Source organism: Streptomyces sp. NPDC001222, from assembly GCF_042896945.1.
In the GTDB taxonomy this organism is placed as follows: domain Bacteria; phylum Actinomycetota; class Actinomycetes; order Streptomycetales; family Streptomycetaceae; genus Streptomyces; species Streptomyces gibsoniae.
The window spans coordinates 211,291-234,631 of record NZ_JBIAXT010000011.1 but is presented as its reverse complement, the minus strand read 5'-3'; the positions used below and the strand labels follow the sequence as shown (position 1 = coordinate 234,631).

General features: G+C 69.5%; 22 protein-coding genes and 1 pseudogene. 15 read left to right on the top strand and 8 right to left on the bottom strand.

Features of this window, described 5'->3' with window-relative positions:
- The coding region (locus ACFY2Z_RS17980; protein ID WP_390745107.1) for a twin-arginine translocase subunit TatC at nt 1–324 on the top strand (324 nt) is incomplete at its 5' end.
- 94 nt (nt 325–418) lie between these two features.
- Here ACFY2Z_RS17980 and ACFY2Z_RS17975 read toward each other — a convergent pair.
- From ACFY2Z_RS17975 to ACFY2Z_RS17965, 3 genes are all read right to left on the bottom strand, one after another.
- Nucleotides 419–700, bottom strand: a complete 282-nt coding sequence (locus tag ACFY2Z_RS17975; RefSeq protein ID WP_390745106.1) for a hypothetical protein — start codon at nt 698–700, stop codon at nt 419–421.
- 325 nt (nt 701–1,025) lie between these two features.
- Nucleotides 1,026–1,259: a hypothetical protein gene (locus ACFY2Z_RS17970; RefSeq protein WP_390745105.1), complete on the bottom strand. Its 234-nt coding sequence runs from the start codon at nt 1,257–1,259 to the stop codon at nt 1,026–1,028.
- Between the two features lie 26 nt (nt 1,260–1,285).
- On the bottom strand, nt 1,286–1,543 hold the full coding sequence (locus ACFY2Z_RS17965; RefSeq protein ID WP_390745120.1) for an SDR family NAD(P)-dependent oxidoreductase: 258 nt from the start codon (nt 1,541–1,543) through the stop codon (nt 1,286–1,288).
- 39 nt (nt 1,544–1,582) lie between these two features.
- Between ACFY2Z_RS17965 and ACFY2Z_RS17960 the strand changes: the two genes are divergently transcribed.
- Complete coding sequence (locus ACFY2Z_RS17960) at nt 1,583–1,804, top strand: hypothetical protein (RefSeq protein ID WP_390745104.1); 222 nt, start codon at nt 1,583–1,585, stop codon at nt 1,802–1,804.
- Nucleotides 1,805–2,090: 286 nt separating this feature from the next.
- Here the strand turns inward: ACFY2Z_RS17960 and ACFY2Z_RS17955 are convergent, their stop codons facing one another.
- The gene (locus ACFY2Z_RS17955) at nt 2,091–3,689 is read right to left on the bottom strand and encodes an aromatic amino acid ammonia-lyase (protein ID WP_390745103.1); all 1,599 of its coding nucleotides are present in this window, start codon (nt 3,687–3,689) and stop codon (nt 2,091–2,093) included.
- Between the two features lie 141 nt (nt 3,690–3,830).
- Between ACFY2Z_RS17955 and ACFY2Z_RS17950 the strand changes: the two genes are divergently transcribed.
- The 9 genes and pseudogenes from ACFY2Z_RS17950 to ACFY2Z_RS17910 all read left to right on the top strand — a co-directional run bounded on the left by ACFY2Z_RS17950 (nt 3,831) and on the right by ACFY2Z_RS17910 (nt 12,130).
- Complete coding sequence (locus ACFY2Z_RS17950; RefSeq protein ID WP_390745102.1) at nt 3,831–4,874, top strand: ABC transporter ATP-binding protein; 1,044 nt, start codon at nt 3,831–3,833, stop codon at nt 4,872–4,874.
- On the top strand, nt 4,871–5,512 hold the full coding sequence (locus ACFY2Z_RS17945; protein ID WP_390745101.1) for an ABC transporter permease: 642 nt from the start codon (nt 4,871–4,873) through the stop codon (nt 5,510–5,512). Before ACFY2Z_RS17950 ends, ACFY2Z_RS17945 begins: the two co-directional genes overlap by 4 nt.
- A gap of 1 nt (nt 5,513) precedes the next feature.
- Nucleotides 5,514–6,176, top strand: coding sequence for an ABC transporter permease (locus ACFY2Z_RS17940; RefSeq protein WP_390745100.1), 663 nt, complete (start codon nt 5,514–5,516; stop codon nt 6,174–6,176).
- Between the two features lie 11 nt (nt 6,177–6,187).
- Nucleotides 6,188–7,120, top strand: coding sequence for an ABC transporter substrate-binding protein (locus tag ACFY2Z_RS17935; RefSeq protein WP_390745099.1), 933 nt, complete (start codon nt 6,188–6,190; stop codon nt 7,118–7,120).
- 177 nt (nt 7,121–7,297) lie between these two features.
- Entirely contained in the window at nt 7,298–7,966 is a 669-nt protein-coding gene (locus tag ACFY2Z_RS17930) for a MarR family winged helix-turn-helix transcriptional regulator (RefSeq protein WP_390745098.1), read from the top strand.
- Nucleotides 7,967–8,223: 257 nt separating this feature from the next.
- The gene (locus tag ACFY2Z_RS17925; protein ID WP_390745097.1) at nt 8,224–8,469 is read left to right on the top strand and encodes a hypothetical protein; all 246 of its coding nucleotides are present in this window, start codon (nt 8,224–8,226) and stop codon (nt 8,467–8,469) included.
- Between the two features lie 453 nt (nt 8,470–8,922).
- Nucleotides 8,923–9,030: pseudogene (locus tag ACFY2Z_RS17920) on the top strand (IS5/IS1182 family transposase); the annotation flags it as partial.
- Between the two features lie 226 nt (nt 9,031–9,256).
- Complete coding sequence (locus tag ACFY2Z_RS17915) at nt 9,257–10,240, top strand: nitrilase-related carbon-nitrogen hydrolase (RefSeq protein WP_390745096.1); 984 nt, start codon at nt 9,257–9,259, stop codon at nt 10,238–10,240.
- Nucleotides 10,241–10,630: 390 nt separating this feature from the next.
- A complete protein-coding gene (locus ACFY2Z_RS17910) occupies nt 10,631–12,130 on the top strand; it encodes an MFS transporter (RefSeq protein WP_390745095.1) in 1,500 nt (499 codons plus the stop codon).
- A gap of 334 nt (nt 12,131–12,464) precedes the next feature.
- On the opposite strand, the gene ACFY2Z_RS17905 is transcribed toward ACFY2Z_RS17910, so the two are convergent.
- Nucleotides 12,465–12,632 (bottom strand): hypothetical protein, encoded by a 168-nt coding sequence (locus tag ACFY2Z_RS17905; RefSeq protein WP_390745094.1) that lies wholly within the window; start codon nt 12,630–12,632, stop codon nt 12,465–12,467.
- Nucleotides 12,633–12,940: 308 nt separating this feature from the next.
- Here ACFY2Z_RS17905 and ACFY2Z_RS17900 point away from each other — a divergent pair, with 308 nt between their 5' ends.
- Nucleotides 12,941–14,185: a hypothetical protein gene (locus tag ACFY2Z_RS17900; RefSeq protein ID WP_390745093.1), complete on the top strand. Its 1,245-nt coding sequence runs from the start codon at nt 12,941–12,943 to the stop codon at nt 14,183–14,185.
- On the opposite strand, the gene ACFY2Z_RS17895 is transcribed toward ACFY2Z_RS17900, so the two are convergent.
- Together ACFY2Z_RS17895 and ACFY2Z_RS17890 are read right to left on the bottom strand one after the other, a co-directional pair.
- On the bottom strand, nt 14,095–14,814 hold the full coding sequence (locus ACFY2Z_RS17895) for a transposase (RefSeq protein WP_390745092.1): 720 nt from the start codon (nt 14,812–14,814) through the stop codon (nt 14,095–14,097). The genes ACFY2Z_RS17900 and ACFY2Z_RS17895 overlap by 91 nt on opposite strands.
- A gap of 172 nt (nt 14,815–14,986) precedes the next feature.
- Nucleotides 14,987–17,698, bottom strand: a complete 2,712-nt coding sequence (locus tag ACFY2Z_RS17890; protein ID WP_390745091.1) for an ATP-binding protein — start codon at nt 17,696–17,698, stop codon at nt 14,987–14,989.
- Between the two features lie 623 nt (nt 17,699–18,321).
- Between ACFY2Z_RS17890 and ACFY2Z_RS17885 the strand changes: the two genes are divergently transcribed.
- The 3 genes from ACFY2Z_RS17885 (at nt 18,322) to ACFY2Z_RS17875 (ending at nt 21,232) form a co-directional block, all read left to right on the top strand.
- Nucleotides 18,322–18,852: a GNAT family N-acetyltransferase gene (locus ACFY2Z_RS17885; RefSeq protein ID WP_390745090.1), complete on the top strand. Its 531-nt coding sequence runs from the start codon at nt 18,322–18,324 to the stop codon at nt 18,850–18,852.
- Nucleotides 18,853–19,008: 156 nt separating this feature from the next.
- Complete coding sequence (locus ACFY2Z_RS17880) at nt 19,009–19,215, top strand: transposase (protein ID WP_390745089.1); 207 nt, start codon at nt 19,009–19,011, stop codon at nt 19,213–19,215.
- A gap of 802 nt (nt 19,216–20,017) precedes the next feature.
- Entirely contained in the window at nt 20,018–21,232 is a 1,215-nt protein-coding gene (locus tag ACFY2Z_RS17875) for a carbohydrate-binding protein (RefSeq protein WP_390745088.1), read from the top strand.
- Between the two features lie 55 nt (nt 21,233–21,287).
- Here ACFY2Z_RS17875 and ACFY2Z_RS17870 read toward each other — a convergent pair whose 3' ends face one another.
- A complete protein-coding gene (locus ACFY2Z_RS17870; RefSeq protein ID WP_390745087.1) occupies nt 21,288–22,928 on the bottom strand; it encodes a sigma-70 family RNA polymerase sigma factor in 1,641 nt (546 codons plus the stop codon).
- Nucleotides 22,929–23,341 lie beyond the last annotated feature (413 nt).

Sequence of the window (23,341 nt, the reverse complement as noted above, 5' to 3'; positions counted from 1 at the left end):
CGCATGCTCGGCTGGTGGCGCGGCATGGTCGTGGGTATCGCCGCCTTCGCGGCGGTGGCGACGCCCACCGCCGACCCCATGTCGATGCTGGCGCTCGCGGCGCCGATCTGGGCGCTGTACTTCGTCGCCGTGGCCTTCTCCCTGCTCAACGACAGCCGCCGGGCCCGGCGCGCCGACCAGGGTCTCTCGGACGACGAGGCCTCCGAGCTGGACCTCACCCCCGAGGAGATCGACGCGGTCGAACCGGTGCCGGCGTCCCGCGCCCTCCCCGAGCCGGACGGCCCGGACCATGACCGGGTGAACGGCTACGACGACGTGACGTGAGCCGGCGAACGCGTAAGCCGCGTACCCGGACGCGGCGGTGGAGGGAGCAACGGAGGCGATCGACCTCCGCCGATCTCGTCCTCGCTGCCCGGCCTCACCGGTAGTCGTCGGGGTGGGACTGCATCCAGGTGTTGACTTTGTCCCGGGTGCCCAGCAGCAGCTTGTGGTGCCGTTTGAGGTTCGGGAACGAGAAGTCGCCTCCGAGGGTGTCCTGCATCGCGCGGATCCAGGCGAGGGGACCGGCGAAGTGCCCGCTTCCCTTCGGGCTGGCTTTCATCGAGTTGTACAGGTCGTCGAGATTGTTCAGCACCCGGGTGAGGAAGTACTCGCAGTTGCCCGGCGTGGTGCAGCCGTCGCTATAGGTGGCCTGGAGCACGGCGAAGGCGTCCCGGACCTGCGGTACCGCTGCTCCCGGCGCGGCCTCTGTGGTCGGGTAGCCCGCCGCCCTGGAAGCGCTCGTGACCGACGGGCCGGGGCTCGCCGTGTCGCTGCTCGCAGTGAAGGTCGGCGCGGTCGGCGACGAGCCACCAACGGGGGTTGCCGACGTAGTGCTGTCCTGCCCGGACGAGCAGGCCGTCAGCAGAACCGCCGTCAGCAATATCGGCGCTGCGCGACGCGCGGCTGCGGCTGAATACACGAGTGTCCCCCCGGTTGATCGACTTACTGTGATCACTTGCCTAACAGCCCGAGCAGCGGACTGTCTACGCGTTTGCCCGATCAACCGGGCCAGTGTCGATGTGAGGTCCGCTGCCTGGCCGGCGTGCCTCTTCGGCCGGGCCCGGGTCGGGACTTACTTCCCAGCGATACAGGTGCGAGCCGCCGGAAGCCTCGATGATCCGGCCGGTGATCCAGCGGGCGCCGTCGGAGGCTATGAATGCCACGATGTCGGCGATGTCCGCCACCTGGCCGAGCCGAATGAACGCGGACGTCTCCATGGCCTGGGTGAGGATCTCCGGGACGCCTAGCAGTCCGAGGGCATGTCGGTGTCCATGAAACCGGGCGCCACCGCGTTGACAGTGATCCCGCGGCCGGCGACGCCCTTGGCAAGGGTACGGGTGAAGGTGTCGATCGCGCCCTTGGTGAGGGAGGACGCGATGAAGTCGCGGCAGGCGATCCGGGTCACGCTGGAGGAGATATTGATGATCCGGCCACCGTCCCGCAGCCGCTTCAGTGCCTCCTTGGCAAGGATGAACGGTGCCTGCACGTTGACCGCGACGATCTTCCCCGGACTTCAGCCCCGAGTAGTCGACCAATATCCTTGCTGCGCAAGGCCTTCGACCCGGGACTGTCCGTGGCCCGCGAACTGGAGGTCCCGATGTCCGTGGCCTCCGCGGCCGCGCAGCTCGTTCACGCGGCGATCGGCGCCCGCCACACCGAAGAGGACCTTGCCACCCCGGTACTCGAGCAGGCGCGTAGCTCCGGCATCACGCTGGAGCCGGGAGACGTGACAGTGGACGACGGCCTCACCGCCCAATCCTGAGCGCTCGACCAAAGGCACCTGTCAGAGCCCCGCACGGTTCCGGAAAGCCCGCCGAGGCTCCTCCCCAGCCCCTCGTCAGGCTGTGGCGGTAAGTCCGTGGTGGCCGTCCGCCCGCCCACGAGACGGGTGACCCTGCACGTGCGGAACTTGACGATCGACCTCCGGGTGGCGCCCGTACCCAGGCCGGGTGATTCCGGTGTTGGTGGCCCCGGTGGTGAACGAGACCCACGACAGCCCTCCCCACGGAGGCGCTGGGGGAACGGTTCGCCGCCCCCTCTGCAAAGGGCTATTGGGGGTTGGTGCGACATGGCGTGCTCCCCCTCCAGATCTCCGTGAACCGGTCGAGCAGTGTGGCCGCCGCTGTCACGTCGTCCGTGAGCGGCCGGTCGGCCGGGTCCTCTTCGAGTACCGACTCGGCGAGCGCCAGCGCCCGGCCCACCGGAAGATCCGCGTCGGGCCTGAGGTCACGCAGCCGCAAAGCCCGTACGGCAGCCACGAGTTCACAGCCGACGACGAGACGGTACGCGCCGCTGGCCCGCAGGGTCTGACGTGCGGCGAGCGAGGCGAAACTGGCCTGTTCCTCGACACCCCGGGAGAGTACGGCGTGCCCGAGCGAGGCGGGTGCCGAGAAAGCCCGGAGGTCACCGAGGGCGGCCCCGGCGGCGTACTCCAGGATCATCACGCCGGAGGAGGCAGGCTCGGGGTCGGCGAGGAAGGGGCGCAGGCGGGTGTAGGCAGGCTCGTTCAGGGTGGACAGGCGGGACGTGGACAGGCGAGCCACCTGGGTGACTGCCAGCCGGAAGTGATCCAGGGCCAGGGCGACTTGGGCCAGGTAGAAGCCGCCGTGGTGGTAGGCGGCCATGTCCTCGGCGAAGATGAGCGGGTTCTCGGCCGCCGCGTTGATCTCGATGGTGAGGACCTGTTCCAGGGCGTCCGCCGCGTCGTGCGCGGGGCCGTGGATCTGGGGCAGGCAGCGGAAGCCGTACGGGTCCTGGACCCGGCCGAGCGGCGGGGTCGGCCGGTCCGCAGCGCCGATCAGCTCCCGCATCCGCCGGGCGACTTCGGCGCTGCCCCGGTGCGGTCGGGCCGCGTGCACGGGGGCCGCGTAGGGCTCGTGCGACCCGTCGACCGCGAGCAGCGACAGCGCTGCGACGACCTGGGTGGCACCGATGAGCCCGCGCAGCTCGTGGAGGGCGAGGACGGCCTGGCCGAGGGTGAGGGCGTTGCTGCTGATGAGCGCGAGCGCATCGTTGTTGTCGAGGGGTTGAGGCTCGGGGGCGCGGACGACGTCCCCCTCGGCAGACGGATCCACGCCTGGGGCGCACTCCCCGGAGGCGCCGTTCAAGGACGTCGCCGCTCCCCGCCAGGGCCGCTCCCCCGCCAGCGCGAGACCCACCTGTGCCAGCGCCGCGATGTCACCCGTCCCCACCGAACCGAACTCATTGACGACGGGGTGCGCTCCGGCGTCCAGCGCCTCGCACAAGGCCGTGACGACGCTGGGTCGCAAGCCGGCGCCCCCGGCCAGCAGTTGATTGGCTCGTATGGCGAGCATCGCGCGGACCTGGCGAGCCGGGAGTTCCTCGCCGATGGCGCCTGCGTGGCTGCGCAGCAGGCGCAGACCGTGTCTGGCGGCGGCCTCGGTGGGCACGTCCTCGTTCCGGTTGGCGCCGACACCGGTGGAGCGGCCGTAGACGCGTCGGGTCGCCGCGATCTGCCGGGCGGCGTCCCAGGACTCGGTCACACGCTTCATCGCTTCGGTGTCGGGGGCAGGCCGCGCAGTTCCGTCAGCCAAGCGCACAACGCCCTCGACACCCAGACCAATCCCGTCGAGGACCACCGATCCGGAGCGCACGGATTCAGGTATGTCCACCATCCGAGACGACATCAAGCGCAAACTCCCATCAATCCGGACGTTCCATCTTGCCCACTGGTCATCCATTACCACGGATTAGCGCGTACCTGTTGACAAGTCATTCACGTACCTAGAACTCTGCATGACGTTATGCAGCCGGGCAAGGGACATCTCATGATCCAGTTCGATGCGGTCCACAAGCGCTTCCCCAACGGCACTACAGCAGTTCATGATCTCTCCCTGGAGATGCCGGAGGGCGGCGTCACCGTCCTCGTCGGCTCTTCCGGTTGCGGCAAGACGACCACCCTGCGGATGATCAACCGGATGGTCGAGCCGACCTCCGGCACCATCCGGGTCGGCGGCAAGGACATCACCCGGCAGGACGCCGCCGAGCTGCGCCGCTCCATCGGCTACGTCATCCAGCAGGCCGGTCTGTTCCCGCACCGCACGGTGCTCGACAACATCGCCACCGTCCCGCTGCTGCTCGGCTGGAACCGCCGCAAGGCACGGGCCCGCGCCGCCGAACTCCTTCAGACCGTGGGTCTCGCCGCCGATGCCGGCAACCGCTATCCGCACCAACTCTCCGGCGGCCAGCAGCAGCGCGTCGGCGTCGCCCGCGCGCTCGCCGCCGATCCGCCGGTGCTGCTGATGGACGAGCCGTTCGGCGCGGTCGACCCTGTGGTGCGCACCCAGCTCCAGGACGAACTGCGCAGGCTGCAGAAGGAGTTGAGCAAGACCATCGTCTTCGTCACCCACGACATCGACGAGGCCGTCCGCCTCGGCGACCAGATCGCGGTCTTTCGCACCGGCGGCCACCTCGTCCAGCACGCCTCCCCCGAGGAACTGCTCGCCCGCCCCGCCGACGACTTCGTCGCCGACTTCCTGGGCGCCGAGCGCGGGCTGAAGCTGCTGTCGCTGAAGACCCTCGCGGACGTCCCGCAGGGCCCGGCCCCGGAGGGCGGAACCTGGACCGTCGCCCTCGACGCGGCCCGCAGGCCCCTGCACTGGGCCTCGACGGACGCCGGGGGCGCCGTACTCCCCCTCCGCCCGCTCAAGGACACCGACTCCCTGCTGTCGGCCCTCAACGAGTCGGTCGCCTCCCCCACCGGCCTGGTCGTCCGCGTCGACGCGGACGGCATGCTCACCGGCGTCTCGTCCCGGGACGACATCCATGCGCGCGCGAGCCGTGCGCACGCCGAAGTGAGCGTGGCCGCATGACGATCGACTGGTCCTGGATATCCGAACACACCGGCGACCTTGCGAGCCTCACCCTCTCCCACCTCCAGGCAGCCCTGACCGCCGTCTTCTTCGGCCTGCTGATCTCGCTGCCGCTCGCAGTGATCGCGCACCGGATCCGCCCCCTGCGCGGCTTTCTCCTCGGCGTCTCCAACGTGCTGTTCACGATCCCGTCGATCGCAATCTTCGTCCTGCTGCTCCCGGTGAGCGGCCTGACCCGCACCACCACAGTGATCGGCTTGACGGTCTATACGCTGGTCGTGCTGTTGCGGAACACGGTCGAGGGCCTCGACTCGGTGCCCGTGAGGACGAAGGAGGCCGCCAAGGCGATGGGCACGCGCCCGCTGCGGACGCTACTCACGGTCGAGTTCCCGCTCGCCCTGCCCGTGATCATGGCGGGCGTCCGCATCGCTACGGTGATGTCGATCTCTCTGGTGTCCGTCGCGACCTACATCGGCGACGGCGGCCTCGGCCAGCTCTTCACCGACGGCTTCCAGCGCAACTTCCCGACCCCGGTGATCGTCGGAGTGGTGCTCACCCTCCTCCTCGCCGTCGTCGCGGACGCCCTGCTGGTCGCCCTTCAGTACGTCCTGACCCCATGGCGAAGGCGGCGAGCCTGACATGTACGAACTCTTCAAGAACCTCGGCACCTGGCTGACCAGCGCCTCCCAGTGGTCCGGCCCCGACGGCATCGCCCACCGCCTCACCGAGCACCTCCAGTACTCCCTGCTGGCCACGCTCATCGCGGCAGCCATCGGCCTCCCGCTCGGCTTGCTCATCGGCCACACCGGCAAGGGCGCCTTCATCGCCATCAACCTGGCGTCCTTCGGCCGGGCGCTCCCGACCGTCGGCCTCGTCGTCCTGGTCTTCCTGGCGGGCGGCCTGTCGATGCTGCCGGTGTACGTCGCGCTGGTCGCCCTCGCCGTCCCAGCGATCGTCACCAACACGTATGCCGGCATGACGGCCGTCGACCCGGACGTGAAAGACGCGGCGCGCGGGCAGGGCATGCGCGGCCACCAGGTGCTGTTCCAGGTGGAACTGCCGCTCGCGCTCCCGCTGATCGCCACGGGCCTGCGCCTGGCCCTGATCCAGGTCGTCGCCACGGCGACCATCGCCGCCTACGTCTCCTTCGGTGGCCTCGGCCGCTACGTCTTCGACGGGCTCGCCCAGCGCGACCTCGTGCAGGTGCTCGGCGGCGCGGTGCTGGTCGCCGTGGTCGCCATCGTCCTGGACATCGCCCTCGCCGGACTCCAGCGCTTCCTCTTCCGCCACCGCACTGCCTAGGGATCCCAACCATGAATCGTCGCGCTCTCCTCGGCGGCCTCTTCGCCGCAGTCTCCATCCCGGCGCTCTCCGCGTGCGCGAGCGGCGTCACCTCCCTCAACGGCCAGGGCACGAGCACCGCCGGCGGCGGCTCCAGCAAGGGCGGAGTCACCATCGGCACCGCCAACTTCACCGAGAACCAGGTCCTCGGCTACCTCTACGCGGCTGTCCTGGAGGCGGCCGGCGTCAAGACCAAGGTGCGCCCCAACCTCGGCACCCGCGAGATCGTCATCCCCGCCCTCAAGACCGGCGACATCGACCTGCTCCCCGAGTACCAGGGCGCCCTCCTCAACTACCTCGACCCGAAGGCTACGCCCACCGAGGAGGGCGCGATGCAGAACGCCCTCACCCTCGCCCTGCCCGCTGGACTCCAGGTCCTGTCGTACGGCATGGCGGAGGACTCGGACGCCTTCGTCGTCACCCGCGAGACTGCGGACAAATACGGCCTGGCCTCCCTCGCCGACCTGAAGAAGCAGAACGGCAAGCTGGTCATCGGCGCCGCCCCCGAGGTGAAGAAACGCCAGGTCGGCGCGGTCGGCCTCAAGGACGTGTACGGCGTCGAGTTCAAGGAGTTCAAGTCTCTGGACTCCGACGGCCCGCTGGTCAAGGGAGCCTTGAAGAAGGGCGACGTGGACGTGGCGAACCTCTTCACCACCGACACCGACATCAAGGCCAACGACTGGGTGGTGCTGTCCGACCCCCAGCATCTAATCCCCAGCCAGCACATCGTCCCGCTCATCGCCGACCGCAAGGCTGACGACACCGTCCGCAAGGCACTCGCCCAGCTCGGCAACATCCTGACCACCGCAGACCTCACCGAACTCAACAGCCGGGTTGACAACGACAAGAAGGACCCGCAGGACGTGGCGAACGCATACGCGAAGCGACACGGACTGGTGAAATAGCCGGCCAGTTACCCGCCGGAAGGCTCCGAGCGCCGCGACAACAAGGCGGATGTCGGCCTGCGAACACGCTATGGACAGCGTCGAGCGCTGTCCATAGTCCACGGATGAAAGCCCGTTGGGGCCCTCCGGGAGTGGTGGGCCCGACGGGCCGTGTCAACTCCGGCAGCCGAACCCCGAATGGGGCTCGATCGCCGCCCCGTCATCGACTGCCGAGCCTCTGCTCGGCGTATGTCCCGGCCTGCCCGGACGGCCACTCACCGTCGTCCGGGATGTGCCGGAGCTGTCCGAGCCGCCCTACGCGAGAACCTCTTCGATGGGCACCCCGGTTTGCGATCAGGAGATCCCCACGACCGGGTGCGGAACGAAAGGCGCCTCGAGTTCGGCCACTTCTTCGTCGGTCAGGCCGACGTCCACCGCCGCCACTGCGCCCTCGAGGTGGCAGGGCTTGCCCGCACCCACGATCGGGGCCGAGACCACAGAGTTACGCAGCAGTCACGCGAGCGCGACGTGCGCCCAGGGGAATGCCCCGCGCGGCAGCGATCTTGGCGACCTGCTCGACCACCGCCCTGTCGGTGCCCTCGGTGGCGTCTGTCCGAACTGGGAGCGGTCGTGGGCACTCGTCCCACCACGCTGACCAGCGTGCTGGACCGCCTGGAACGACGCGGCCACATCACCCGAGGCACCCGCCCGGGAGACCGCCGGGCGGTGCTCATCGAGCTCACCCCCTCCGGACGCCTGACCGCCGCCATCCGACAGGCCGTCACCGACCTGGAGCGCCGTGCGCTCGGCAACCTGCCCGCCGACGCTATCCCCGCCCTGCGCACCGCCCCGGGGGTGCCCTCATGACCTCACACCGGCCCGGGACACAGGCCGACAGCTCGCCTACTTTCGAGGCGTTGATGGCCGAAGTGATGGCGAGCACCGCGCGATTCGGCCACCGGGAACATGTCCACCTGCCCTGACCAGCGTCTCCCGCGCACATCTCGGTGACTTGATCGAAGAACTGGCGCCCAGGTGGAGTCCAGCCGCGGACCGGCCCTCCGTGAGCGGCGCGGAGGAGACCGACGTCGAGCCGCCGGAGCTCGCCTCACGACCAGACCGCAGTGCGCACCGAAGGCATTGCTGAGCAGTTCCATCAGCACCCGACGGTGAAAGCCGAAGCCGACGAGGGCTATCGGGGCCTCGCCAACGAGTTCCCCGACCAGGTCAGCGCCCCGCCGAAGAAGCCCAAGGACGACGCGCCACTCGGCGAGCACCACGCCTGGCGCGAAAAGCGCCGCCGTCAATCCTTACAGCGGATCTGCATCGAGCACACCAACGCCGAATACAAGCGTTGGCGGCCCCTGTAGCGGTACACCGGGCGACGCGAGACCCACCCGAGACCCATCTGACGCTCACCGGGCTGGTCTCCGACCACTCAGCCCGCCGAGCCACTCGGCGCAAACCGAGCACCGAACTGGTACTCGCCCGCCAGACCGCCACCAGCCGACCTGCAGACCAACGCCTCGGGGGCGGCGTCGCCCCCGATCGCGGCAGAACTCCCCCCACGACAACGGCCTGTTCCGACTCCCGCGACCGGACGGGCGGCGGCCTCGTCGCCGAACTCCACACCGGGACCTGTCGAACTCGCCCGCACGCACGGACGCGCCGCCGCGCCGACCCGGCAACGCCGGATGGTCCCGGCGGCGCGCACCGCACCGCCCGGAGACTCCCGTGCTCACCACCGCACTGCCGCTCGACGCCTACGACACCGCCATCACCCTGGACGAACCGTGCCAGGCGCGCGGGCGTCAGCGACTTTGCGTAAGTCCGCATGGAAGGTACTTCGCGACTGCCGACTGAAAGGCGACGGCATTCACACCGCCATGCTAGGCATCGTCCGGCTGCACAATCTCGCCTACACGGGGTAACCCCGTCCATACGATGCGCCGGCACCGCTGGCAAGCCGAACACCGGACCGCCACCGCGATCAACCACCGCCGCGGACGCATCCGACACCCTCCCCGACCCGCCCGCTCGGGCGGCGCCAGCCGCGCAGCCGGTCTTTGCGCTACGGAAGATAGGAGCATATGCTCCTATCGCTGGCCCGCCAACGCCAGACCCCATGACCACAGATCGTGACCAAGGAGCTACAACATGACCGTGAAGGTTGCCGCTGTCCAGATAAGCCCGGTGCTCTACAGTCGCGCGGGCACCATTGAACGTGTCGTGAAGAAGATCCGCGAGCTGGGGAAGCAGAATGTCGAGTTCGCGGTCTTCCCGGAAACTGTCGTCCCCTACTACCCCTACTTCGGCTTCGTGAAGGCGCCCTACACCATGGACGCCGATCAGCTGCTCCTGCTGAACGAGTCGGTCACCGTGCCGTCCGCCGAGACGGACGCGATCGGGGAGGCCGCGCGGGAGGCCGGCATGGTCGTGTCGATCGGCGTCAACGAGCGCGACGGCGGCACCATCTACAACACGCAGCTGCTGTTCGACGCGGACGGCACGCTGGTCCAGCGCCGCCGCAAGCTCACGCCGACCTACCACGAGAAGATGATCTGGGGTCAGGGCGACGCCTCGGGTCTGCGCGCGGTGGACACCGCTGTCGGCCGCATCGGCCAGCTCGCCTGCTGGGAGCACTACCAGCCGCTGGCCCGTTACGCCCTGATCGCCGACGGCGAGCAGATCCACGCCGCGATGTTCCCCGGCGGCCTCGGCAGCGACAAATTCGCCCCCCAGATGGAGGTCGCCATCCGCCAGCACGCGCTGGAGTCGGCCGCCTTCGTGGTCAACGCCACCGCCTGGCTCGACGACGACCAGAAGGCGAAGCTCGCCGAGGACAACGGCGTCCCCGTCGGCTTGTTCTCCCACGGCTTCTTCACGGCCATCATCGACCCCGAGGGCCGTATCGTCGGCGAGCCGCTCACCGCCGGCGAGGGCGAGGTCATCGCCGACCTGGACTTCACGATGATCGACCGCCGCAAGCGCATGGCTGACACGCGCGGCCACTACGCCCGCCCGGAACTGCTCAGCCTGCAGGTCGACCGCACGCCGACGGCCCCCCTCCACGAGCGCGTCACCGCCGTCGCGGCCCAGGCCACGCGGGTGGACGAGGAGCGTTCCACCGCGGCCCAGTGAGCCGTGCCCCCTGGGCCGGCCCAGGGGCGGACGGAGCCCCCGACGCCCGGTGGGTCGGCCATCGGCTGATCGACCGCCAGGGACGGCACCTCGGCTCGGGGTCCCAGCGGTGACGGACAACGAGGTCCGAGGGACATCGGGAGCGCGCGATCACCTCCGCCGGGTCTGGCCGGGCCGCACTCTTCGGCCCGGCCAGTCGACCGACGGGTCGCGGGCCAAGGGACGCAACCCTCGAAGTATCCCGAACAACCCGCCCCTGGCAGGGCGCCCAGCACCACCCGCGCCGCCGAGGCCAGAACGCATCGCCGGGGCCCAGGCTCCGGTCGCCACCATCGTTCGTGCACCGCGGAAACGTGCCACGGGCAAGCGGAACGGGATGAGGAGAACACGATGAGCACGGACCCGGCGGATACCGCTTGGCGGCGGCGAGCACTGGTCCCCGTGCTCGTCTACCTGATCGCGGTGATGGCGGTGATCAGCAGCCTCGGCTCACCGTTGATCCCCAGCATCGCCGCCGCCGACCACGTCCCGCTCTCGGATGCGCAATGGTCCGTGACCAGCACCCTGCTCGTCGGCGCGGTCGCCACACCCACGATGGGACGACTGGGCGACGGTCCACTGCGGCGCCCGCTGATCCTGTTCGCCCTGTCCGTCGTCACGGTGGGCAGCGTGCTGGTGGCCCTCCCGTTCGGCTTCGGCCCACTCATCGTGGGCCGGGCGCTGCAAGGCATCGGGCTCGGCCTGAGTCCGCTGAGCATCGCGACCGCCCGGGACAACCTGACAGCGGAACGTTCCCGCTCCACGATCGCGCTACTGTCGATCACCACCGTGGCCGGTGTCGGCCTGGGGTACCCGCTGACCGGTCTGATCACCGAGGGCTTCGGGTACCGCGGCAGCTTCTGGTTCGGCGCGCTGGTCAGCGCCGCCGCCCTCGCGTCGGCCGCGCTCGTCGTGCCCCGCTCCCGGCACCTGGCCTCCCCTCGCTTCGACCTGGTGGGCGCGGTCCTGTTCGGCGCGGTCCTTGCCGGGCTGCTGCTCGTGCTGAGCGAGGGAGGGTCCTGGGGCTGGACATCGCCGACCCTGCTCGGCCTGCTCGCCGCGTCCCTGGGCTGCCTGGCGGTCTGGACCGTGTACGAGCTGCGCATCGACGCGCCGCTGGTAGACCTGCGCAAGCTCCGCAACCGCGTCGTACTGACCGCCGACGCGATCGGGCTCGTCGCCGGCATCGGGATGTACCTGCTCCTGTCCCTGGTCACACGGCTGGCCCAGGCGCCGGTGGGCGCGGGCCACGGCTTCGGTGTGTCGGTCGTCGTCACCGGGCTCATCCTGCTGCCCTTCTCGGTCGGCAGCCTGCTGGCCAGCAGGGCCATCCCGCTGGTGGCGAGCCGTCTGTCCTGGCGGCTGACGCTGCCGCTGTCCTGCGGCGTCATCCTCGTGTCCATGCTGCTGTTCACGCTGAGCCGCTCCGGCCTGTGGGAGCTGTTCCTCGTGATGGGCGTGGCAGGCCTCGGCGTGGGCTGCGTCTTCGCCCTGGTTCCCGGGCTGATCGTCAACTCGGTGGCCGCCCAGGAGGTCGGGAGCGCCATGGGCTTCAACCAGGTCCTGCGCTACGTCGGGTTCTCCACAGGAAGCGCACTGAGCGCCACGGTGCTCGCCTCGCACACCACGCCCGGACAGTCCCTGCCCGATCCCAGCGGCTACGGGGCCGCGGCCGTGCTGGGAGGTGTCATCTGCGCGGCCGCTGCCGTCGTCTCGGTCGTGCTCCCAGGGCGCCGCCGCCCCGAACCGGGCCCCTCCACCGAAGCCAGGCACGGACCGGCCGCCGCCCGACTCCAGCGTCCGGACCCGGTACCCCCGGCTCCGACGAAACCCGGCCGGACAGGCGAATGACCACGACCGCCCCGCACCACCTGAGCCCGTGGGCACACCCTCCCCGCAGGATGGCGTCCCAGGTTGTGGTCCGGCGGATCAGTTGTCCGTCTCCCGCACCCACTGCGGCTGGCGACCGGTGCGAGGAATGCGGATGAGTTGACCTCCGTGGGGCTTGTCTTGTCAGTCGGTCGTGAGGCTGCTTGGTTCCTCCCCGCGATACGGCATCCATCGCTATCCGGGCTGGAACACTTCGTAGTCGGCGCTCGGGACGAGTTCGGTAGGCAGCTCTTCGCAGAGCACAAGCCCGTGGATGCTGCCGTCGTTCAGTTCATCTGACCACTCGCGCTTGAGTTCAGCCGGGTCCAGGATTGATTCCGGATCCCAGCCGACCGTGGCGGACCACGGTCGCATCCGCCCCCGCCCCGATCAGTGCCGGGCCCATCTTGTACTGGCTGAGCCCGGCTCCGGCGACGGACAGCGCCGCCGCGTCAGTGACCAGGGGCGGAAGCGTTGGCGGCATGCCGTCATCCTATCGAGGAAGACGGACGGGGCAGATTGACAGCGACTCGATACAGGCCCAAGGAGGGTTAGTCGACCGTTGTATGACGCAAGCGGTCCAAGATGTGGGCCTGGTCTCTGCGTCGGGCGCGTCGACGATGGCCCATCGGGAGGATCGGAACGGTGACACCCGGCCGGCGGCATGCCGCGGACTTGGGCCAGTCGTTACAGCAGGCTGTGAGCAACACCGTGCGCGACGACCTCCCACTTCTCGGCTCCGAGTTCGGGCTGAACGCCAGCCCTGGCCGCCCTCGCGCGACAGCCCCTCTCATGGTGAAGGCGTTCGCAGACGTCGAGGGCCGCATCGCCGCTGAGGGGCTGGTGAACAGGCATGCCCGGAGCGCGGGCGCGAAGTCCAAGACATTGCCGGCACTGCCCTTTGTGTCGGTGCTGGACACGGCGGCCGAGCCTCTCTTGCACGACCGGGTGACCACGGTGGTGGAGTGCCTGCAGCAGGTTGTCCGCCGCTACTCACGCGACTCCGAGGTGCAGCGGCTCCTCGAGGTACCACCGATGCTGCACGAGTGGATCATGTGGCAAAAGCAGCCCGAGCGGCTGCGCGTGGACTTCTGTCGTCTGGACCTGCTGGGAGACACCATGGGCTCGGTACGTGTCCTGGAGTTCAATCCGAGCAGCCCCGGCGGCGTCCTCTCGCACGGCGTGCTGAATCGCGCATGGCGCGCATCGGCGCTTGGCGACGTGCTCAATGAGGCGGGAGCCGCTCGGGCGCCGATCGAGGCCGACGAGTGGTTCGCCGAGTGGTTGACCGGGTTCGGGCGGCGGAAGGGGCTCAACAGCGAGGAAATCCGCCGCGTCGGCCTGTTCACCTCTGCCAACGGCACGAGCTTCGAGTTCGACCTCATGCGGGCCCAGTTACGCAACCTGGGATGCACCCCCGTGGTTCTGGAGGCCGATGATGCCAAGGAGGCGGCGGAGCTACGACTCGGTTACCTCAAGTTGCAGCGCAACGTCCGCAAGACCGCCGACTGGGACGTCTTCCAGTCCCGGGTCGCCGAAGGGGATCTCATCATCCCCAATGTGCCCGCTGTGCGGTGGGTCGCGGAAAACAAGCTGTGCCTGGCCATTCTCTCCGACCCGCGCTTCCGTCACCTGTTCACAGCCGACCAGGCAAGCGCTCTGGACGCCCTCGTGCCGTTCAGCCGCAAACTCGGCGACGGCATTACAGAACTGGAGACGGTGGCGGGGCGCGGTGACCTGGTCCTCAAAGCTCCCTACAGTTACTGGGGCCGGGACGTGTTCATCGGCGTCGACACCACACCGGACGTGTGGAAGGCCGTGGTCCGGGATCCTGCACATCGCGGCTGGCTCGTCCAGCAGCGCGTGCCGACCCGCGCCGTGCAGACCGACCGGGGAGCCTACTACCGCGACCTGATCGTGCCCGTCCTCGACGGACGCGTGATCGGCTACGGAAGCCGTGTGAGCAAGAACCGCATCCTCAATCTCGCCCATGGAGCGGCTGCCGCGGCCGTCTTCGGCCCGTGCCCACGCCCTTGACGGCGGTAACGGTCTTCTGCAATACCCCGAGGTCGCGCCCGCATGGTCCGTATACCCGTTCGCAGAAGGCGGCGTTGTGTCATGGGTTGCTGCGCGTCCTCACAGGGGTGACGCGGCTGCCGGCGGACGAGCTCTTGGCCGAGCCGGTGTTGTCGTGATGGTGGGCTGCGATGGCTGTGGCGGCCGCGTCCAGGCGCTTGCCGAGCAGGCTGCACCCACGGGTCTTCCCGGCAGGCTTCCGGCGGAGTCGCGTGATCCCTTCGTCGCGGCGGGCCTCGTCGGGCATGGTGGTGCCGTGCCCGGAGTGAGATCGCCCGCCCAGACAAGATCGGGTTCCTCGGCGGTGAAGTCCCGGCGCACGAAGTCCGGGGCGGCTGCCCGCTACCCGGCCTCGTCAGCGACAGGTGCCTACGGATCTCATGTCCGGCCAGCCCGAGTTCGGACATGACCTTTGCGACCGTGTTCACCGAAACCCGCCGGCCTCTGCGCACCAGCTCGATGAACACCTTCCGCGAGCCGTGGGTGCCGCCCGAGCCGTGGAAGATCTCGTCGATCTGCTCGGCCGGCCGCGGTTCCCCTCGTATGCGCGCTCCGGCGCCGCACCCACGTAACCCCGCCGAGCGCGGCATAGCGGGGCCAGGGCCCGGTTTTGCACCGTAGCCCCTGGGCTCGCCTCCGGGGACCGTCCGCCCTGTGCACATCCGGTGTCGGTACCCGTGGAGTCACGCAATGCTGCGCTTGATCATCCAGCCGAAACCGCCCAGCCCTGTGCCGCGTTCCGCAGTGGGCGATGACCGGCGGTCATGCGTTGTGGCCCAGGGCCCCGGCGACTGACCTGTTGATCGGGACGTCCTCCAGGAAACGACGGCGCGCCGGGCCGGTGAGGGAGACAGCCTTGTATTGGATCTCTTGCCAAGCGCGCTCCAGGAACCGGGTTGCGCCGTCCTGGTCGCCCGTGGCGGAGAGTGCCTTGGCGTGGTGGTAGTAGATCTCTTCGGCGCTCACCGCGGGAAGCCGTCCCCCGCTGTCCTCGAGAATCGCCACAGCAATGGCACTGGTCCGCAGGGCTTCTTGGAGCCGCCCCTGCGCCAGCCGGGCGCGGGCCACCAGCGACCATGCGACCACCTCACTGCGCGCTGTCCCCGCCCGTCGGCAGTCGGCGGCGTTCTCCGCCGCCAGGCGCTCTGCCTCGGCTATGCGGCGGTCGTCGGCGGGGAGGGCCTCCAGCAGGGCCTCGGCCAGGTAGTTGTGGACGAGGGGAGCGATGCTGACGATTCCGGACCGGTCAACCTCGTCAGCCGAGGCACGTAGCCGTTCCAGCGCGGTCTCCGTGTCATTCCGGAGCAGCGCGACGTGCCCCAGCAGCGCCACCTGGTACGCATGCCAGGCGCTGGCAGGGTGGTCAGCGGCGCCGGAGCGATCGGTCAGGCCAATGGCTTCATCAAGCAGTTCCTGCGCCCCCATGAGGTCGCCGAGCGCGATCCGGGTCTGGGCCAGGTAGTTCAGCGGCGGTTGCAGTTGGTCCGTGGCACCGCGGGCCCGCAGCCGTTCGAGGACAGCAGTCAGCCGGACCTGCGCTCCGTGCGGGTCGCCCGCGTCAAGGTGGTTGATGCCGAGATGCTGCTCGAGCTGGTCAGCGATCAGTCGCACCACGGCGTCTTGCCCATCGCGAAGTTGAGGTGCTCGGTGCAGCAACTCCTCTGCCTCGTGCATCATCGCCATCCCGCGCACCAGGTCGCGTTGGGTGAGCTGAGCCCCGTACTCGGCGGCGATCAGGAACCAGTTGACCGGGTCGCTCTCTTTGCCGGTCCTCGCCAGAGCTTGGGCCAGGACGTTCAGCGAGGCTTCCCCGCCCCGTGCGTGCAGCAGGATCTTGCCGTACAGGAAGCCGGCGCGCGCCTGAAGCGGCGGATCGCCCACCCGGTCGGCGGCCTCCGCTGCCTCCACGGCCAGCCGCAGGACGCCGCTCTCGTCCGAGTCCGAAGCCTCCCAGTGGGTCTCGGAGGTCACCAGGAGGAGTTCGAGTGTGCTCACCCGCAGACGGTCGTTCTCGCCGCCATCGCTCGGCAGCCGCTGCAGGGCGTTCATCGCCTGGCTGCACAACGTGGCGACCTCGGCGTATGAAGAACCGGTGCGGGCGAGATCCAGTGCCATGCGGTAGTCGTGGCGGGCGGCCGACTGCACAGCGCCTCCGAGGTGGTAATGCCGGCCGAGATCGAGAAGCAGGTCACGCGGGGGGTCGGTGAGCGAGCGAAGCAAGCGGTCGATCGCCTCGGCCACGGCCAGGTGCCGGTCACGGCGAAGCTGCCCGCTCTGCCTCGCGTACAAGGAACGCTGTACGAGGGCGTGTTGAAATTGGTAGCAGTCGGATCGCGTGTCCACGGCCCATTCCGGTCCTGGCACCGCCTGGATGAGGCCGCCCCGCTCCTCGACCTCGTACAGCCGCTCCAGGACCTCCTCCCGCGACAATCCGGACGCCTCCTGCACGACCGCGGAGAGGAAGAAACGCCCCTGAGTCGCGGCGATGACCAGGAGCCGGATCGTGGCCTGATCCAGCAGGGCCAGCCGCTCGGAGAGCACTGCCTCGACCGTGTCGAGCAGGGGGCGCTCCGGGAGACCGGGATCAGTGAGCATGTCGGCCGGGCTGCGGCCTTCGGGATTGTCGGCCGCCTGCCGGTCCCGCACCAGGGTGACGTACTGGGCAAGGAGCAGGGGATGACCGGCGGTGAGGTCCTGGATGCCGCGGACGGCCGCGTCGTCGTGGGACAGATTCAGCTGCTGCCGGAGGTACTCCCCGACGGCGGTGTCCGGAAGGCCCTCCAGGCGGATGGCCCGCGCCAGGCTGTGGGAGCGCCAGGTGCGCAGCAGTCCGATCAGCGGGTGCTGTCCTGCGGCCCAGACGGAGTCGCGGTGGACGAGGACGAGTCCCAGGGGGGTGGAGGGCAGCGCCTGGGCCAGGTAGTCCAGCACGATGCAGCTGCTGGGGTCGATCCGCTCCGCGTCATCGATGATGAGGAGTGTGGGTCCATGCACCACCACCGCTCGAAGGAGGGCGCCGGCGAGGATTTGTGCGACCCGGCCCACCTGTCCGATGAGCCCGTTCGGGTCGGCCTCGGAATGTTCTTCGATCACGTCCTTTATCAACTGAGCCCCCAGTTTGAGCGCCGTCCCCGCGACGGGGACCAGCTCCAGCAGGTCGGGGGCCAGATCGGTGGCGATGCGGCGGCGCCGTGTCCAGCGCCGCGGCGATCTCGGCGCCGGCTGCAACGCGAGGAGATCGATGATCGGGCCGTATGAGTTCTCAGCCCCGATCTGACCGTGGCAGGTGACCTTCGAGATCCGCAGCCCGGGGATGGTTGCCGCCCTCTCCTGGAAGGCTTTGAGCAGCGCCGTCTTGCCGATCCCCGCCGGGCCCTCGATGCAGTACGCACGACCCGTGCCACCGGCTACCGCCGTAGCCAGGTCAAGCAGCTGCTGCTGCTCACGCTCGCGGTTTACGAAGATCTCGGTCACGGCACCTCCGGCGCGCAAGGAACGTAGGTCTGACGGAGCGTCGCTCAACTATCCGCCAGCACGGCTGGGCGGCACAACGGTGGACCGGTCCAGCCCAGCGGCAGCACCGAACATGTGCCGCGCACACGACGAGTTCCGACACGAGGAGGACACCGGATCGGACATCTGAAGTCGCCAGGAGGGGAACGACCGGAAAGCTCATACACCGGGTCGCTGACGGGGCGTCACGGGCAGCTTGCATCCCAACCCGCCGGAAGCCGCTCACTCCGGCGCTGCCCAGGTCAGTCCCACCCGGGCCAGCTCCGGCGTGATGAGCCGCGCTGTGTTCCGGCCGCTGACAGGCGGTGGACCACCGCTTGCTACCCCTCGTCAGGGCCCTGCCGTGCCCTCAGCGCCGTGACCCAGCACCCGCCCCCGAGCACCCGCAACCGCCCCACTACCAGGACCTGTACCCACCAAAGGCGGAATTCAGCAATAGGTGTGCTGTCCGGGGGATCTTTCCGGGCGCGCGCCGCTGGAAATCCTGCCGGGGCGCGGCTTGATGTGTGGAAGAGTCAGACGTCATTGCCGACGGTGGCCATACGCGGTCGAACCCTGTGGTCGCGAGGAACAGGAGTCGTTCCATGTCCGATGAGATCACGCTGCACCCGGTGACCGCCGACGATCTCGACCTGTTCGAGCGCGAGTTCAACGGGCCGGAGGGGACCGGCCAGTATCAGTGGTTCGGCTTCGGTTCACCGGTCGGCCTACGCCGGCAGTTCGCGGAGACCGGCCTGCTCAGCCCCGACGGCGGCGTGCTCTCCGTCGCGGAGGCGGGCCGGACGGTGGGCCGGGTCGAGTGGTTCGCCAGTACCTGGGGGCGGCCTGCCACCTCCACCTGCTGGACCCTGGCGATCGGCCTGGTGCCGGCCGCACACGGGCGCGGCATAGGCACCCAGGCCCAGCGACTGCTGGCCGAGTACCTCTTCGACCACACCAGGGCCGAGCGGCTCCAAGCCTGGACGGACTGCGCCAACTTCGCCGAGCAGCGAGCGTTGGAGAAGGCGGGCTTCGTCAGGGAGGGCGTGCTGCGCTCCGCGCAGTGGCGCGGCGGCCAGTGGCACGATCAGGTGATCTTCTCCATGCTCCGCGCGGAGCGCCCGGCGGCGAACTGAGGTGAACACAAGACGGTGATCGACCTGACGCGTCTGTAGTTCCTGAGCTGGAGCCCCGTCAGGCGCCTCCATCGAGCGCCTGCCCGCACCGTCCCGCAGCCGCGCGGGGCAGTTCCTATGGGTGTTCCTGCGATCCGCTGAGTCGTTGAGAGGACCATGGGACACGGCGATGATGCGACTGATGCTCGGCGGGAGCGGCTGGAACCGCTTCTGCCGGTGAGCAATGGGCGTTGTGGCAGGTGGCGGGACCGTCGCCAGGAGGTGAACCGGGTGCTGCACCGGATCCGCACGGGCCTGCCGTGGCCTGATCCACCGGAGCGGTACGGGCCGTGGGAGACGGTGCATCAACAGCATCGCCGCTGATCGACAGACAGAACGTGGGAGATGCTTCTCCAGCGGATCCGGGCGGAGGCGGACACGGTCGGCCCGCCGTCGGGGACGTCCCGCAGTTGCTCTGTCATCAGGCGCGCGACCTCTCCGGCTTCTCCGGCGCCGCCTTCCTGGGACAGGAGACAGCGGTTTCGGCATCGGCCGCCCCGGGCCTGGTAGCGCGGCCGCTCCCACTGCGCCTGCCGGGCCGCGGCCAGCTGAGCTGCGCGGCCGGCCCGTCGAGATCGGCCGCGCTCATGCTGATCAGCCGTGCATCCTCCGGCAGTTGCAGGATCGCTGTCCGATCGCTGGGCGTGGGTCCCGCATGGCCCGGTTCGGCTCCGCGTGCTTCATCGCTCAGAGGCGCGGGATCGATGGTGCAGTTCCAGATGCCGCGCATCTCGTGGCGCTGCGGCCGCCGACCCGAATCTGCTCAGCGCGGTGGAGGCAGGCCAGTGGGCCGTTCGCGCGGAAGTCGAGCGTCTGCTGCTCAGGCGCTCCTGGCCCGGAGCCGAGCGGGGGCGGTCCGCCCGCAGGGGTGTCCGCCGCGTACCACGGGGAGATCCTGGCCGCAGCGGAAGGGGTGATCTTCACTCTTCGTTCGGCGGCTTCCATCGGCGTCGGGCAATGCTTGGCCTCTTGGCCCAGCCCGAACACGCGCCCACGCCGGGGCTCGAGTAAAGCCTTTGCGTGGTCTAGTCCAAAGCGTCACTTGGTCTAGGCCAATCTATTGACGTGGCTACAACAACTCACTCAAGCTGAGACGACTCCCCACCACCCCCACCGGAGGCACACAGTGAGACGTCTTCGTGCATGTCTGGGCGCGGTCGCCGTCGTCGGCCTCGCCGCGGCCGGTACGACCGCGCTGGTCGCGGGCAACGCCTCGGGCGCGACGAGCGCCCTGAGCAACCGCTGGTACGCCGCAGCCCCCTATCTGATGCCGCTGGACAACGACCCGCCTGATGCGGGCACCATCATGGATGCAACCGGCCTCAAGGCCTTCCAACTCGCCTTCGTCCTCGCCCCCAACGGTGGCGGCTGCTCCCCCACCTGGGGCGGCACCGCGGCGGTCTCCTCGGACACCGCCGTCCAGTCCGTCATCAGCAACATCCGCGCCAAGGGCGGCGACGTCTCCGTCTCCATCGGCGGATACGGCGGCACCAAGCTCGGCCAGACCTGCTCGGACGCAACGGCCACGGCGGCGGCGTACCAGCAGGTCATCACCAAGTACGGGCTGCACGCCATCGACTTCGATCTGGAGGAGCCGGAGTACGAGAACGCGGCGGCCATCAAGAACGAGATCGGCGCGGCCAAGATCCTCCAGCAGAACAACCCCGGCCTCTACGTCTCCGTCACCACGGCCGGCACGGCCGACGGCACGGGATGGTTCGGCAAGCAGATGCTCCTGGAAGCCAAGTCGCAGGCGTTCACCCCGAACAACTTCTCGATCATGCCGTTCGACGGCGGATTCAACGGCGCCGCCTCCCAGACGAGCGCACTGACCAACTTCAACCAGATCCTGCAGTCCACCTTCGGCTGGGACCAGGCCACCGCCTACGCCCACGAGGGATTCTCGGGGATGAACGGGCGCAGCGACACCGGGGAGATCTTCACGCAGGCGGACTTCCAGACCGTGCTGGACTACGCCACCAGCCACAACATGGACCGTTTCACCTTCTGGTCCCTCAACCGGGACCGCCAGTGCAACCCTCCCGACAACGGCGGCCGCACGTCAGGCACCTGCTCCAGCGTCGCGCAGAACGCCTGGGACTTCGCCAAGTACTCGGTGAAGTTCGCCGGAGCCACCCCGCCCACCGGCACCCCCACCCCGACACCCTCGCCGACTCCCCCGAACACCACGTGCAAGGCCGCCTGGAGCTCGACCGCGGTCTACACCGCCGGGAACGAGGTGTCCTTCAACAACCACAACTGGAAGGCCAAGTGGTGGACCCAGAACGAGCAGCCCGCCGCCACCGAATGGGGCCCCTGGCAGGACGAGGGCGCGTGCTGAGAGCCTGAGGTGCCGAGTTCCGCTCGGTCGGTTCCGCTTCCGGAGGGGGCGGGGATCAGAGTTTGGCACCGAAGTCCTGTGTCCACCAGGGGCCACCGGACCCTCGGTGCACGCCCACGCCGATCTCCTTGAACGAGCAGTTGAGGATGTTGGCCCGGTGGCCGGGACTGTTCATCCAGGAGTTCATCACGGCCTCCGGCGTCTGCTGGCCCTCGGCTATGTTCTCCCCGTACGTGGACCAGCGGTATCCGGCGGCGCTGATGCGCTGTCCGGGGTCCGCGCCGTCCGGGTTGGTGTGCGCGAAGAAGTTCCGGGCGGCCATGTCGTCGGAGTGGGCCTGGGCGGCCTGCCCCAGTTGCCCGTTCTCCGTGAGCGGCCCGCAGCCGGCGGCCGCCCGCTCCTTGTTGACCAGCGCGACCACCTGCGCCGCGGTGTCCCTGGGAGTCGCCTGCGCCTGCGGTGCGGTGGGCGCGGGCTGCGGGGGCCGAGTCGCGGATGCGGGAGCCGACGCGCTCTTCTTCGCGGGGCGAGGGGTCTTCTTGCCGCCGCTCGCCTTCTTCGACGGCGACGCCGACGGTGTCGCGGTGGCCGAGGCCGACGGCGAGGTCTGGACGGCGCCCGGGGCGGAGAGGTCGACGACGGACTCGTCGGCGGTCTGCGCGGCGGTCGCTCCTTCGTGCCCCGTGCCGGAGTCCGTACCGAAGTACCAGATGCCGCTGCCCGCGACGCAGGCCGCGACGACAGCGCCGCCGACGGCCCTGCGCCGGAACCGCCGACGTCTGCGGGCCTCGGTCCGGGAGGCCGTGGGGCGCTGCGGAGTCCCGTGCCCGGTCGCGGCCCCCGCCTCGGCAAGAGCCGCGGACGGGTCCGGCCGGTACGCGGAACCGGCCACCGCCATCCTGCCCGCGCCCTGTCCCAACTGTGCGAGCAGCGTGGTCGACACCGCGACCAGCGCCAGTCCGGCCAGCAGCCCCTCGGCGGGCATCAGCCCGCTCCACAGACCGGAGCAGCGTGCACAGCCGCGGGCGTGCCGGGCTATGCGCTTGCGCCACAGCGCCGAGGGCCGACCGTCCCAGGAAGCCAGCACGCCCCGCAGTTCCTCGCACGGCGGCTGGGCGTCGAGCGCCCGGACCACCACACGGGCCGCCTCCAGTTGTGCCTTCATCCGCTGCACTCGTACCGCGGTGTGCTGCGGCGACAGCTCAAGGGCCGCCGCGACCTCGCCACGGGTCAGTGCGCCGGCGCACTCCAGCCACCAGAGCGACAGCAGCCCCCGGTCGTCCGGCTCCAGCCAGCGGGTGGCGAGCGCCGTCTCCCGACGCTGACCGGACAACTGCAGCTGTACCAGCGTCAGATCGACGAAGTCCGCGCCCGGATCCGCGAGATCCTCGGCCTCCTCGACGGCGCCCGGCGCGAACTGCCGGTCCTGCCAGTGCGCGCGGACCTGGTTCATCGCGATCGCCACGAGCCAGGAGCGGAAGCTCTCGGGCGTGCGCAGACCGCCCAGCGCGTCCAGGGCACGGAGCATGGTCTCCTGCACCACGTCGTCGACATCGACCGAGCCGTCCAAAGCACGCCCCACGATGTTGTAGACGAGCGGGAGGTACGCGCTGACCAGGTCGTCCTGGGCCTGCAGGTCGCCTCCACGGGCAGCGGTCACCAACGCCGCTGTCTCCACCGTGTGCTGTGTACTCATCAATCGCTTCCCTGTCCTCGATGCCGAACGGTGCTGTCCGCTACTTGGGAGACCGCCCGGGGAGCCCCCGATAACAGTTCTTCGGAGATTCGTTCGAGGGAGAGGGTGGTCACATCGGCCCGGCCACCGCAATGGGGCACGTCACAGGAGGGGCGCAGAAGGGTGCGTACCCGGGAGTTCGGTGGTGGAGGCGGGTTCGGCCAGGAGGCCGGGCAAGCGGGCGCGGGGGCGGCCGAGGACTCGTGGCAGTGCGCGGTCGGTGATCGGCGGCGGCGCCTCGGAGAGGGAGGCGCGCCGGCGGGCCGGATTGACGGGGATCGGTGGGCGCGACGGGTCGATCACAGTCCGGAAGCCGCGGGCGAAGAGTGCCGGAACCAGCGCCAGGCCGCGTCCCCCGATGCGTATGTCGGCTG